Source organism: Providencia sp. PROV272 (assembly GCF_049901975.1).
Lineage (GTDB): Bacteria > Pseudomonadota > Gammaproteobacteria > Enterobacterales > Enterobacteriaceae > Providencia > Providencia stuartii.
Genome location: NZ_CP096291.1, coordinates 33255 through 47742 on the forward strand (window position 1 = coordinate 33255; position 14488 = coordinate 47742).

A 14488-nucleotide genomic window follows, 5' to 3' on the forward strand; every position below is an offset into this window, starting at 1 on the left:
TAAAAGCAGGGAAGTGTCATTTAATTCACTTCCCTTTATTCATTAACGTTAATTTTTACGGAAAAAGTAAGGGATACACAGCGTGCTGATTATGACAATAATCGCTGTCGATACCATGACACCAAAAAAGGCTTGATCAAACGCTATGTGCGCTTGATTTATCAATAAATTAGCACTTTCGTGCGGCAGATGCTCCGCAACAATAAAAGCTTCATCAATGCTATCATAAGCTTTATTATCAACGACTAAGCTATCGGGCAATGATAATTTCATTGTATAAATGGCACTCATCAATCCGCCCATAAAGGTTACACCCAACACACTACCAATTTCATATGCGACTTCTTCAATAGACGCGGCCATACCGGCTTTTTTATCTGGCGCATTGAGCATCACGGTTGTTGAAGCTGTCGTAAAAATAATTCCTAAACCAAAACCAATTAAAAACAGGAATAACAATAAGATGAAACCTGTTGAGGTTTGATAAATAGAAATGAGACCAAGTACCCCTGCCAAAGTACAAACAAAGCCAATGACGGTTAAACGTCTTTCCCCCATTGTATGTAATAACATTCCAGTTAATGGGCCTGCTAATACAGAAGCAATCGGGATCGGGATAATATACAGCGCCGCTTGAAGTGGCGTATACCCCTGAACTAATTGTAGTCTTTGGCTCAATAGGAGTTCGACACCCACAATAATCACCATCGATAATATCGCCATTAAAATACCGGCACTAAAACGAGGGTTAGAAAATAATTTAAAATCAATCATTGGTGATTCAGACGCTATTTGTCTGCGGCTAAATAACCATAAAAATAGCCCACCGATAACCCCAACAATAGTCAACTCCCACCAATTGGTATAAGGCTTACCCAGCTCTTTTAGAGCATAAATAATGCCAACTAACCCGACTAGCACTAACCCAGAGCCAAGATAATCAATTTTTTGTGAGCCTGTTCCGCCACATTTAGGAATTAAAAAATAGGCAAAAGGTAATACCAGCAATACCACAGGAACATTAATTAAAAAGACCGATCCCCACCAAAAGTGGTTAAGCAGCGCACCACCAACCAAAGGGCCTATCGCAGCACCACCTGATGCCACCGCCGACCAAATACCTATCGCAAGTGCACGCTCTTTTGGATCTAAGAAAACGTGTCTAACAATCGATAAGGTTGCAGGCATACTCAACGCCGCTCCCACAGCTAAAAAGCCTCTAGATAAAATTAGGCTCATTGCCGTCGGAGAAAATGCCGCACATAAAGAAGCGACCGCAAATAAAGGTAGCCCTAACAGAAACATGACCTTATGGCCAATGCGATCACTAAGCATACCCGCAGCAGGCAACAGCCCAGCGACAATTAATGGGTAAGCATTCATGATCCACAATTTTTCAGAAGATGTGGCGCCTAAATCATGCGTTAATCGCGGTAACGCGGTATATAACACCGTTACATCGATGACAATCAGAAAGAGTACACTTGATACTAAAAGTAAAATAATCCAGCGTTTATAATTTGCTAGCATAAAATCATCTCAACAAGTTTATTTAATCACTATTTATTCATGATCGTGCTACAATATAAATCCATACGTATGTATTGAAAAGAGGTTTTTGTTAAATGGGACGTCAACGAACTATCGATCGAGATAAAGTGCTCGATGCCGCTGAAAACATCGTACTTAACCAAGGTGCTGCTGCTCTGACGATTGATGCAGTCGCAAAATCCATGGGGATCTCTAAAGGAGGGGTTCAATACTGTTTTGGTAACAAAGATGCCTTAATCGATGCAATGTTTGAACGCTGGGGTTATACCTATGAGCAAATATTTAACCGTGAGATTGAAAAAGACAGCTCCCCAGAAAATCGTATTAATGCCCATCGGCTTGCAACCTATGAACATGACAAAGTCGCGATGGCGAAGGGGGCAGCATTAATGGCAGCTTTACTACAAACCCCTGAATACTTAGAAAGTACCCGTGTTTGGTATCGTGATAGATTGCGCCATTTAGACACCTCAACAGAGCATGGCAAACGCGCTCGGCTGATGTTTCTTGCTACCGAGGGCGCCTTTATGTTGCGCTATTTTGGTTTGATGGAAATAGACGAAAACGAGTGGCAAGAGATGTTCCATGATATGTCACGTTTTTTAGGCTAACGTGACAAACCTAGGAACTTATCCTATAAAAAAACAATCGTTCGTTGTATCGATACAGAGATACAAAAAATCGCTATTTTTCATTACGACGAAATAAATGGACGGGGATGATGCCAGAAACGGTAAGCAAATTAGGCGTATTTTTATTTGTGGGTATTTAGCCACTTCTTTGCCTGCAAAATTAAAGGTAAATCTACCATTTTGCCATCCACTTTAAAGGCATACTGCTCTTGAGATTGTTGTAATACTTTTTTTGACCAAGCCAGCTGCTGCTGCGTTATATCAAACGATCGCTTGATAATAGCAATTTGATTGGGATGAATAGCTAATTTTGCTGTAAAACCAAGAGCTTTAGCATGCAAACACTCTTGCTCTAAAGCAGCCAAATCATCAATATCTGGTGTGACACAGTCGATAGGAGCTAAAAGATTTGCAAGGCGAGAAGCAAGCACCACTTGTGTTCTTGCAAACAACAGTGATTCACGAGACATGTCACACTGCATATCAAGAGAAAAGTCTAAAGAGCCGAATGCAAGGCGCTCAACACCTGAATGTGCGATATCATAAACACGGTGTAACCCCCATGCCGTTTCAATGATAGCAATCATCGATAGTTGCGGATTATCAAAGAGATGTTTTTTAACATCGTTGATCATCTCTACAGATTCAACTTTAGGTATAACAAGGTGAGATAAATAGATGAATAAGTTATTTTTCTTTAGCCAATCAATATCTTGATTATATTCAATACTATTTGGCTGGTTAATTCTAATGGCTATTTTTTGCGTTACCTCCTTTCTTGGATAATGGAGTAACCAATCCATAACTTCCTGCCTAGCAAGAGATTTATGTAAAGGATGGACTGAATCCTCCAAATCTAAAATCAACACGTCTGAGCCACTAATACACGCTTTATCAAAGAATTGAGGGTGATCTCCGGGTACAAATAAATAAGTTACAGAACAATTAGTCATCGTGAACCTTCCTAATCAATCATTTGAATAACATATTATTTTCCCTTACATCTCAATTGAGAATAAAAAAAACAATAATTCTCATTTACTATTTTTTTCGGCAATGCTAACTTTATTACCAATATCTTTCAAGTATTCAAAATTATTTTTCTAGTTAATGATATTCATCATTAATTAATTCGTTCTCATAGCTATAAGAGGCTAATCATGACGAATACCCCTAAACAAACAAATGTTTTAAATATTAATGCTGAATTTTCTCATCATAATAGCCTTAGGCGTTTAATTCATTGCTTGTTTGCAGAAAAACTGATTGATAAAAAACAATTTTATTGGGATTTTGATTATTGTGGATATATTTATCAATCCATAACATCATCATTTAAAATCCTTTTCACCGATGTAGATATATACCCTGCCAATACCGTATTAAGTTATGGAAATATTTATATAATCGATAAAAACAATCAAAAGGAAATTATTCAAACGATAGATGACATGCTTGATATATTAAAAGAAGATTTAAATATAGCGTTTACCCCTAACAATTTAAATAAATTAAAAAATGATATAAAAAACAGTGTCGATAATGACATTAATGCACGCAACTTCCGCATTAATTGGTCACACGATATTAGCCAACAAATGTCTAAATACGGTTTTAATGACTTAACTGATTGGGTCGTTCATAAATACAGTATCCGCGATGCGGCTTTGTTTCTCGACCAATGGGGCTCACTTGAAGGGCATCCCTATTATCCAACATGGAAAAGCCGACCAAACATGAAAGCCAAAGATGTTATGGCTTACTCTCCTGAATTTAATGCTACGGTGAATCTTACTGTCGCAGCTCTACGCCGAGATATGGCCTATATTGAAGCATTGCCGCATGTCGCTAATATTCACCTCTGGTTTCTTCAACAATTTCCACTTATTGGTCAACAATGGTGTGATTGGCTTGGGCAACAAGGTAGGGATCCTCAACAATGGCTTCCATTACCCATTCATCCCTGGCACTTAAATCATTGGGTAAAAGAGCAAGCAGCAGAACTCATTCAAGATGAAATACTGCTTATTGATGGGCCTCAATTAGAAACCAAACCGACGATGTCCTTTAGGACCATGCTCCCCACAGATGCCACTAATAAGGCATTTGTTAAATTACCCATCGCAGTTTGGATGACAAGTGAAATGCGTAGCTTGCAAGCAAAATCCATCCATATGGGGCCTAGAATTAGTCAGTTAATCGATACCATCTTAAAACAAGAGAAAAACTTTCATGGGAAATTAGAATCTCTACGTGAAGATCTCGGTATCCACTACCGACATGCCATTGAACAAGATGATTCAGCTGGGCGCTTTCTTTCTGTCGTATTTCGTTGCACGAATTCTTATGAAAGAAGTGACAATTTATTGCCTATCACGGTTGCAACACTCTTTACTGCTTTACCAAATCAACAAAAACCGATTTTCACTGAACTCATTGAAAAATCAGGATTAACTCCTCGTGAATGGTTCCGCAGCTATACAAAAGTTATTTTAGAGCCTGTTATATCTATGTATTTGATATATGGCATTGCTCTTGAAGCTCATCAGCAAAATACCCAAGTACTCTTCACATCAGAAGGTATCCCAGAAAAATGTTTAATCCGTGACTATGGTGATGGCCGAGCCTTTTTACCCCTATTGCACCAACAAGGCTATCAATTACAAGCCTACTCTTGGCCCGGTATTTTACCGACCGTTTTTGAAGAGGATATAGAACCTGTACGGAGTTTTTTGATTGACGCTTGTTTTGTAAGCCATTTACATGAACTAGCTGTCCATATTACTCGTTTTTACCGCTTAACTAACCACCAGCTTTGGAGGGAATTAAAAAATATAACTCAATATATTTTTGAATCAGTTAAGCCTCGAATTGATGAAAGTTTTTGGAGGCAAGAATATGAAATATTTATGAATTCACCTTGGCAAACTCGCTCACTACTCACTATGCATATCCAACGATATATTAATTACCGAATACAACATGGTTTAACGAACCCATTTTTATTATTTCAATAAATAAACTTTATCTAACAGAAGGTAATACTAGGTTTGTTCCCTTCCTTGTAAATAAAGCGAATAAAACGACTAATTCAATATGAAAAATAACTTATTAACTATACCATTTAAAGACATAGCAAAACATAAAATTACCTATCACTCTTTATTTTGTGTGGTAATTTCATTCTTTTATCCTAATACCCTTTTTGCTAAATCAGATAATAAGCGGCGGATTCAAGTCCGAAGTGCAACGCTAAGCCGCCTTTCTTAGCTCCGCAAACACCACCGAAGGTTGTCTGAACCCCAGACACTTGCGTGGCCTGCTGTTCAACGCTCCCTGATAGCGTTGTAAGTCTTCTTCTGTCACTGTCCGCAGGTCTGTTCCTTTCGGGATAAACTGTCTTAACAACCCATTCGTATTCTCGTTCAGCCCACGCTCATGCGAGGCATACGGATGGGCAAAGTACGTATCTGCGTTCAGTGCTTCTGCTATCGCCTTGTGCTCACTAAACTCTAGACCGTTATCGAACGTTATTGTGTGACATACATCCTGATACTCACTCAGCAGTGAGATAATGGCCTTACTGACTTCCACCGCATCCTTTGAAAACACCTTTTTTGTCAGGTAAATACGGCTTTTGCGTTCTGCCAGTGTCACGATAGCACCAGTGCCCTGTTTACCCTGCACCAAATCGGCCTCCCAGTCCCCCAGACGGCTACGGTCATCGACGACTGACGGCCGTAGCTCAATGGATACCGCATCAGGGATGCGCCCTCGTTTCTGCCCGTAGCCCTTACGATATCGCCGTTTGCCCTGCCTAAGATGCCTGTACAACTCGCCACCGCTACGCTTATCCGCATAGATATACTGGTAAATCCATTCATGGCTGACGCTAAGACCAATAATGCTGCCAATTGCACTTATTTGCTCAGGACTCCACTTCCACTCCAGAGCAAATATCACGAAATCTATGGTCTGCTGAGGAATTGTCCTTTTGGCAGATGACAGCCGCCTATCACAGCACTTCTGGTGTGCCTGTTGTGGGTTATAACCAGTATCTGAAGTGTTACGCCTCAGTTCACGGGAGACCGTGGACTTGCTTACACCGATACGGATACCTATCTCATGGCAGGATAAATTATCCTCACGCAGTATCGATATCTGGTATCGTTGTCCTTCGGTTAGTTGCTGATACTTCATACTTACTCGCTCATCTTTGGTCGGAAGAGCAGGATAGCTTATCAGTAGCTAACCGTCCTTCCATCTAACATGACCGAGCGTTGCACTTATTATCTGAATTCGCGAGCTCAGCAAAGATAGTATCATCGTATCAGCTAAGGGTAATAATAACCTACAACCTAACCTTTTTTCTTCAAGATCAATGCAAGCGGGGCTATTAGGGGATAACGATATTATGGATATTCCCTTTAATATCACTAATTACAATTCAGCTTATTTAGAATCACAACAAGCACAACAAATTTCAGACATTCTTTCTCACGATACTTCGATACAAATTAGTAGCTCTAAAGGTGGACTACTTGACTCATTATATATTCGAGGCTTCCCTATAACGGAAGGTAATATCGGTGAGTTTGCGCTTAATGGTATCTATGGTGTATCCCCTAACTTTCAATTATTAGCAGACTACGCTGAACGTGTTGATATTCTAAAAGGACCAGCATCTCTGTTATATGGTATGTCACCTGAAGGGGGGGTTGGTGGTGTTATCAATGTCGTAACCAAACGTGCCAGTGCGCAGCCTATCACTCGCTTAACCGCCCAATATCTAAGTGACTCTCAGTTAGGTGGTAAATTAGATGTTGGCCGTTTATATGACCTAGGGAATAACCAATATTTTGGTATTCGCGTGAATGGAAGTTACACCAATGGTAATACTGCCGTTGACCATCAAGACCGTCGGCTCGGCGTCGGTGCTATCGCGCTAGATTATTCTAGTGAACGCTTTCGCGCTTCATTGGATCTCATTACTCAAAACCAAAATATGAATGCGACTAATCGTCCATTTTTTTTAGGGGAAAATGGGGTTGTTCCACCTGCGCCTAGTGGGAAAACCAATTTAGCTAGCCCATGGACATGGTGGAAATCCAATGATGATTCCGCCTTATTACATATGGAATATGATGTGCTAAGCAATACCTCATTATTTATGGATATTGGTGGTGCTCGAACCCGTATCGATCGGGTTAATGAACAAACCTACACCGTCCTTAATGATCAAGGGGATATCTCCACATATATCATGAATTTTCAAAGCAAAACCCAGCGTTACTCTGTTGGCACTGGTATCAAAAGTGAATTCATGACAGGAAATACCTCTCATCAACTCGCATTACAGTGGAACCGCTATTTTGATCGTTATAATGTCGGTACAAATGCAGGCACACCATACAATACCAACTTATATCACCCTACTTATATTGATAAACAAATCCCTGATTACCCAGAAATAACAAAACGCTCCGAAAATACACTTTCAGGGGTTTCATTGGTCGATACAATTGGCTTTTTTAACGATAGCTTTATGGTCACCCCCGGTATTCGCTATCAAAATATAAAATCTGATAGCTTTACTTTAGGGGCTCTTTCAACAACTTATGATGAATCCGCTATTACCCCATTAGTCGGTTTATTGTTTAAACCTACTGATAATATCTCGCTATATGCGAATTATGTTGAAGGTCTCAGCAAAGGAAGTACTGCTCCGGTTAATGCTAAAAATAGCGGCGAAATGATGAAGCCATTTCGTTCTAAGCAATATGAGTTAGGCGTTAAATATGAACAACCCGTCGCAATAACAACACTGAGCCTTTTCCAAATCAGTAAACCAAGCGGGTCATTAGACCCTAACAGCCTGATTTATTCTGCCAACGATGAACAACGTAATCGTGGTATTGAGCTAAGTGTCTCTGGTAAGCCATTTGATTCTCTCCGTTTAACCGGCGGCGTCACTTATATTCAAGCAGAGCTCACCAAAACTGCATCTGGGCAAAATAAAGGAAATGAACCGATTGGCGTTTCCCCTTGGGTCGCAAATTTTGGTGCGGAATATGATATCCCTTCTGTTTCAGGTTTAAGTATCAATGGCAATATCAATTACCATACTCGTCAATACGTTAATAAAGAAAATACTCATTCAATACCTTCATGGACAACCGTCGATATTGGCTCTGCCTATAAGACTAAGATATCGAATACGCCTGTTACGTTGAGACTAAATATCACCAATATTTTAAATGAGCGTTATTGGTCTGGTGTAGCCTCCTACAGCACATTCGCTCAAGGCTCTCCGCGAACCGTACTCGGTTCTATTTCAGTTGATTTCTAAGAGGTGAAATCATGGTGAACCAAACTAACTTAACCCATTTTTTATCGGTACCTTATCAATCTATCAAAACCGTAGCGCCAACAGAATTACCGCCGCTCATGGATGAGCAGGTCAAACGGCTATGTTTTGAAAATAATGAAAGGCTGGTAGAACTGGTTAAGCAGTATGGTTCCCCATTAAACGTGATTTTTCCTCATACCATGCAACAAAATATTCTAAAACTGAATGCTGTTTTTCAAGAACATGGTGTAACAGGGCGCATTATGTATGGCGTGAAAGTTAACCAATCCAATATCCTAGTCAAAATAGCCGTTGAAGAAGGTATTGGCGTTGATGTATCAAGCCTTCATGAATGGCAAGATGCCTATGACTATGGGATTTCACCAGAGAAAATTTGTGCTACTGGTCCTGCGAAGACCAATGAATTTCTTTGGAAACTGATATTACATAACTCACTGATTGTCGTTGATTCTCTTGAAGAATTACAAGATATCCTCAACCTATTATCAAGAACATCATTCATCGCGAGGGTTCTATTTCGCTATCAACCACAAATGAGCCGCTCTAGGTTTGGCATGAAATCTGCTGCATTTATAACGGCACTTCAATTAGCCAAACAGCATGCAGGCTTACTTTGGCAAGGTATCCATTTTCATTTAGGTGGCTATAAAAGCGCTTCACGCGTACAAGCTTTCCGTGAATTACAGCCACTTATAAAATCAGCACTGTCATTGGGGTTTGAAATTAAAACCATTGATATTGGCGGCGGGCTACCGGTTCAATATGTTTCAACAGGACAATACCAATCATGGATAGATAATCAAACGAGCCAATATTACCAAAATAACCGTATACCAACCGATTTTTACCCTTATGGAGGGGAACAATCAGCCACCCAATGGTTAACTACATTCCTATCATCCCAATACACAGAAAACGAAACCATCTCTCAATACCTTAAGAAAAACCATATCACACTAACGATAGAGCCCGGCAGATGTTTAGTCGATCAAAGTGCAATATCGCTATTTCGAGTTGTGCGCGTTAATCAGCAATTCCAACATCCTATTATTTTTGTTGAAGGCAGTAGCTTTAGTGCCTGTGAAACTTGGTTTAACTCAGAGTTTTTACTCGATCCATTACATGTTTTAGTACCACACTCAAAACAACATAAACAGCGCCCCACCCGAGTATGGATAGCAGGACATAGCTGTTTAGAAAATGATGTGATCACCCATCGCTTAATTTTATTTACTCACCTTCCTCAAGCCGGTGATTTGCTCATTTTCATAAATACAGCCGGATATCAAATGGACTTACTTGAAAATCAATTTCATCGGCACCCTATTCCTTGTCGATTGTATGCACTGGAAAATCATGATGGGCAGTTTATTTTTTTCAAAGATAACAAATAGGAATATTTATGATCAGCAGCAAAGTCACTGATTTGATCGGCAATACACCTGTTTTACGTATCGCTGTTCCCCACAAAAAAAGTGCTCTATTTCTAAAAATGGAAAAGAACAATCCAGGGGGAAGTATGAAAGACAGAATGGCTCGAAACATGGTTATTGCTGGCCTTAAATCAGGAAAAATAAAACCTAAAAGCACTATTATCGAATCCTCATCAGGTAATACCGGAATAGGACTCACGCTGGCAGCAATCGAGTTTGATTTGCATTTTATCGCGGTTGTTGACCACCATGCCGCCCCCGACAAAATTTCTATTATGAAGGCGCTAGGCGCAGATATTCGCTATGTTACAGGTGATTATCAAGAGGATGAAGTGGCTGTTGTTGAACGGCAACGCCTTGCCAGCGAGTTAGCATCTCAACTGCCTAATGCAACCTTTTTGAATCAATCAGATAATGCCGCTAATTCAGGAGGTTATGCAGCTTTAGTCTGTGAGCTTATTGAGCAAATAGGTAAAATTGATGCTTATGTCGGTTGTGCCGGTACAGGTGGCTCTATTACTGGCATCTCTCAAGGGTTAAAGGCTCATAACCCACAAACGATTACCGTCGCTGTAGAGCCTGAAGGCTCAATTATTTTTGGTAACCCAGGCAAACCCTATTATCAATCAGGAACAGGGACGCCAAAAGGGGACACCGTAGGCTTAGTGCTCGATTACAGTTGTATTGACCATAATGCTCAAGTTTCTGACTGCCAAGCTTTTGAAACAACCCGTTTTCTCGCCAACAAATACGGTTTATTAGTAGGAGGGTCAACCGGAGGCATTGTCTATAAAGCCTTAGAATATATAAATACAGATATTCTTAGCGGCAATGTCGTGGTCATTGTTGTTGATGGCGGTGAAAAATACCTGAATACAATATTCAACGAACAATGGTTAAGCGCTCGCAACCTGATTTCAGAGGAGATTTCGCATCAACTCAATCGTTGGCTAACGAATACCATTCCACTAGAGCAAGCTAACTAGAGGAAACCATGATGATAGATAACAAACAGCTCAAGGTTGTTGTCTGTGGGGGAGGCCAAACCGGTCATTTAGCGGTTGCTCTGTTTAGCCATTTCGCTCATGTTAAGGCATCATTACTTACCCAAAATCCTATAACCGTCGAACGCCACCAGCAGCAGAACCAAAAATTATCAGTTCACTATCATGATGGAAAAGTTATTGATTATTCAATTGAATTAATAACTAATTTACCGCAAATCGTCATACCTCATGCCGATATAATTATTCTTACTGTTCCTTCCCATCAACAAGCAAATTGGCTAAATTTTATCTCACCCTACTTATCGACATCCCACACGGTGTTTATTGGCGCCATTCCCGGTATAAATGGCTTTGATTGGCTTGCTGAACAATTTTTTAAAGATAAACCTAATGTCGTAATATGGGGCATGAAAGATGTGCCTCATATTGCATGGGGTTTAGAACTTGGCACAAAAGTTTGTTTCGGTGGTGAGAAATCTGAACTCTTTATTGCGTTTCATCATCGAGAAAATGAAACAAATAAAAACCAACTCCATTGTTGGTTATCGGAAATATACTCGGCTCCTATTACTATTCTTGATAATTACTTAGAAATAACCCTCACTCCCGCAAATCCTATTATGCACAGCTCAGTCATTTATGGGCTGATAGGCCCCTACGCTCAATGGCATCAACGCAATTTTGAATCTCCACTGTGCTGGTGGAATGATTGCCCTGAACTTGGTGCTTACTATTTACAGCGCTGTGATGAGGAGCGACTGGCGATTTGCCAATATTTAACCAAAGAATTGGCAATCTCACTTAATACCGTAAAACCTTTAATTGAAGAATTACGAGAAGCTTATACCGAACAAATCGAGGATGCCAAAACACTATGGTCAATTCTTCGTTCAAACAAGGCCTACCATGGTATTCAATTACCTCTTATAAACGCTGAAGGCGGTGGCTGGGTCTTCAATAAAAACCATCGCGTTTTTCAGGAAGATATTATTTATGGTTTGTGCTTACTCGTTAATTTAGGGAAGCAGCTCAATATCCCTATTCCCTATATGCAAGAGATCTACACTTGGTGTATGGATTATTTAGGGCTAAAACCTGAAATTCATCACCCTATATTTACCAAGATAGACCTCACTCAATATAGGGTGGCTAAACGGTGAAATTGCTTAAAAACCATCTGATTATTGGGTTCTTATTCGGTATTCAAATAATATCAATGGGTGCAATGGAAATGAGTGGGCCATTTTGGCCTATTCATTTGCAAAATAACAGCTCAGATTTACTACTCCCTTTCGCCCTAACAATGGTCTATGTAGCCCCCATGATTGGCATCATGCTAACCAGTACTTTTTGGGGGAAAGTTGGTGACCGGATGGGGAATAAAGCAATGATAATCCGAGCCTTGCTTGGGTTATCAATTACCCAAATTTTACTGTCATTCTGTAATGACCCTTGGTTAATTTTACTATTAAGGTTTATTCAAGGAGCATGTGCGGGGTATATAGCGCCAGCGCAAGCTTACGGGGTGGCAGTAACAGCCCCTAGAAAACGGACTCATCTCTTTGCCCTACTACAAGTATCAACCAATATAGGCTCTCTATTAGGGGCGCTGGCTGGTGGGTTAATTTTAGATTATCTCAATTTCTTTTGGATCAATATGATGGCTGGGTGGCTTTGTATGTTAAGTGCCGTGGCTGTTTTTCTATTTTTACCATCAGATAAGCATTCCCCCCTTTTATCCCCCGCCAATACAGCCCATACAACGAAAAAAAACGGTTCCCCTCAAACTATCGTTAAACAATTGATGTTGCTTACAGGGTTATTATTAATGATCCGGCTTATCACCCTGCCCAGTTTCTCCTTATATATCGAAAAAACCTATTCAACAGACTATTGGGTAATAGGGCTTATTTATGGATTACAAGCGATGGGGGTGATCCTATCGGCTCAATTATGGGCTAAATGGTTTGAACACCAATCCATTGTTGCCTCTTTGACACGCTTAAGATGGATTATCTTTGGCTGCGCGGCTATTGCCATCAGTCTCGCAAACGCTTCAATTATTTGGTTTGCCTTACTCTATTTTATTTGGGGAATTTTACTAGGCGCGACCACTCCCATCTTAACAGCACTGATCTCCTCAGCATCGCCAGCAAAACATCAAGGTTATGTACTTGGTTTATCGCAAAGTATTAATCAATTTGCATCAATCGGGGGGATCTCTCTCGGCAGTATTCTTATTATTTACCCTGGAATCAATATGCTTTTTTATTATATTTCAGTCGGTTATCTAATATACCTTAGCACGATTATTTTACTAACAAAACATATCATCAATAAGGAACAATATGAAAAAAAAGTATAGGCTACACCAGCAAATGGCTAAATTTTTACTTATTCTTTTTGGGCTATTATTTTCCACAATAATCTCAGCAAAACCGACCGTTGTTACAGATATACTTGGTAGAAAGGTCACCGTAAGTACCCCCATAAAAAAAGTCATTTTAGGTGAAGGGCGTATGCTCTACCTTGTCGCCATGCTAGATAAAGATAATCCAGCGAAACGTATTGTTGCGATGGGGAATGATATGCAAACGTCAGATCCTGCAACATGGCGACAATACAGTACTTATTTTCCTCAACTAAACCGTATTCCCACATTTGGCGGCACTGAAAAACGTTCACTCAATATTGAAAAAGCATTAGCGCTACAACCCGATGCTATCATCATGAATATTGAGGCAAAAACAGCAATAGAAGAACAAGGGTATGATAAAGCATTAGAGAAAGCAGGGATCCCTATTGTCTATATTGATTTTCGCTATAACCCATTAAAAAATACGACGCCAACGATGCGCCTATTCGGCACTTTATGGGGTAAAGAAGAAATAGCAGAAAAGTTTATTGAATTTAGAGATAAGCAATTAAAACGAGTGAGTGATGTATTAAGTAACCAAAATCCTAAAAAGCCACGTATTTTTATTGAGCGCATTGGTGGATATACCGATGAATGCTGTCTGACATTTGGCAATGGTAACTTTGGGCGTTTTGTTTCACTCGCCGGAGGTGAAAATATCGGTGAAAAAAATGCGCCTAACACATTTTATATGATGGATCCGGAGCAAGTTATTGCCGCAAATCCTGATAAAGTCGTTGTTACCAGTGCAAACTTTTCATCATTTATGCCTAATGGTGATTGGATTGGTTTAGGGCCAAATGAAAATATGGAAGCGGCAAAAGCGAAGCTAAAAAAATACCTAAAAAAGCCTGCTTATACCGGAAGTAATGCCGTCAAAAACCAACAATTTTATGCAATTTGGCATCAATTTTATAATAGTCCATACGATTTTATTGCAATCCAACAATTAGCACGTTGGTTCCATCCCGAATTATTTCCAGATTTAAATGCAGATGAAACATTTAAGGCGCTTTACGATAAATTTTTACCGATCAGCTATGAACCTGGTTACTTTGTAAGTTTAGGTGATAAATAAC

11 protein-coding genes are annotated in these 14488 nt (G+C 39.8%); 8 read left to right on the plus strand and 3 right to left on the minus strand.

From position 1 onward, the window contains the following. Positions 1-48: 48 nt before the first annotated feature. Positions 49-1530: an MFS transporter gene (locus tag M1E93_RS00120; RefSeq protein WP_004924034.1), complete on the minus strand. Its 1482-nt coding sequence runs from the start codon at positions 1528-1530 to the stop codon at positions 49-51. A gap of 95 nt (positions 1531-1625) precedes the next feature. Between M1E93_RS00120 and M1E93_RS00125 the strand changes: the two genes are divergently transcribed. After that, a complete protein-coding gene (locus M1E93_RS00125; RefSeq protein WP_004924031.1) occupies positions 1626-2162 on the plus strand; it encodes a TetR/AcrR family transcriptional regulator in 537 nt (178 codons plus the stop codon). 143 nt (positions 2163-2305) lie between these two features. Here M1E93_RS00125 and M1E93_RS00130 read toward each other — a convergent pair whose 3' ends face one another. Next, positions 2306-3136, minus strand: a complete 831-nt coding sequence (locus M1E93_RS00130; RefSeq protein WP_104873104.1) for an HpcH/HpaI aldolase/citrate lyase family protein — start codon at positions 3134-3136, stop codon at positions 2306-2308. Between the two features lie 207 nt (positions 3137-3343). Between M1E93_RS00130 and M1E93_RS00135 the strand changes: the two genes are divergently transcribed. Next, a complete protein-coding gene (locus M1E93_RS00135) occupies positions 3344-5200 on the plus strand; it encodes an IucA/IucC family protein (RefSeq protein ID WP_104873103.1) in 1857 nt (618 codons plus the stop codon). A gap of 235 nt (positions 5201-5435) precedes the next feature. Here M1E93_RS00135 and M1E93_RS00140 read toward each other — a convergent pair whose 3' ends face one another. Further along, complete coding sequence (locus tag M1E93_RS00140) at positions 5436-6383, minus strand: IS30 family transposase (protein WP_140035165.1); 948 nt, start codon at positions 6381-6383, stop codon at positions 5436-5438. A gap of 214 nt (positions 6384-6597) precedes the next feature. Here M1E93_RS00140 and M1E93_RS00145 point away from each other — a divergent pair, with 214 nt between their 5' ends. The 6 genes from M1E93_RS00145 to M1E93_RS00170 are packed head-to-tail and all read left to right on the plus strand — an operon-like array spanning position 6598 to position 14487. Further along, complete coding sequence (locus tag M1E93_RS00145) at positions 6598-8532, plus strand: TonB-dependent receptor (protein ID WP_237683248.1); 1935 nt, start codon at positions 6598-6600, stop codon at positions 8530-8532. 11 nt (positions 8533-8543) lie between these two features. Then, positions 8544-9947 (plus strand): Y4yA family PLP-dependent enzyme, encoded by a 1404-nt coding sequence (locus M1E93_RS00150; RefSeq protein WP_104873102.1) that lies wholly within the window; start codon positions 8544-8546, stop codon positions 9945-9947. Between the two features lie 8 nt (positions 9948-9955). Beyond that, complete coding sequence (locus tag M1E93_RS00155) at positions 9956-10972, plus strand: PLP-dependent cysteine synthase family protein (protein WP_104873101.1); 1017 nt, start codon at positions 9956-9958, stop codon at positions 10970-10972. 11 nt (positions 10973-10983) lie between these two features. Further along, on the plus strand, positions 10984-12153 hold the full coding sequence (locus M1E93_RS00160) for an NAD/NADP octopine/nopaline dehydrogenase family protein (RefSeq protein ID WP_014657146.1): 1170 nt from the start codon (positions 10984-10986) through the stop codon (positions 12151-12153). Continuing rightward, positions 12150-13358, plus strand: coding sequence for an MFS transporter (locus M1E93_RS00165; RefSeq protein ID WP_426207055.1), 1209 nt, complete (start codon positions 12150-12152; stop codon positions 13356-13358). The genes M1E93_RS00160 and M1E93_RS00165 overlap by 4 nt, the downstream gene beginning before the upstream one ends. Further along, positions 13342-14487: an ABC transporter substrate-binding protein gene (locus M1E93_RS00170; RefSeq protein WP_104873099.1), complete on the plus strand. Its 1146-nt coding sequence runs from the start codon at positions 13342-13344 to the stop codon at positions 14485-14487. The genes M1E93_RS00165 and M1E93_RS00170 overlap by 17 nt, the downstream gene beginning before the upstream one ends. Position 14488: the final 1 nt, after the last annotated feature.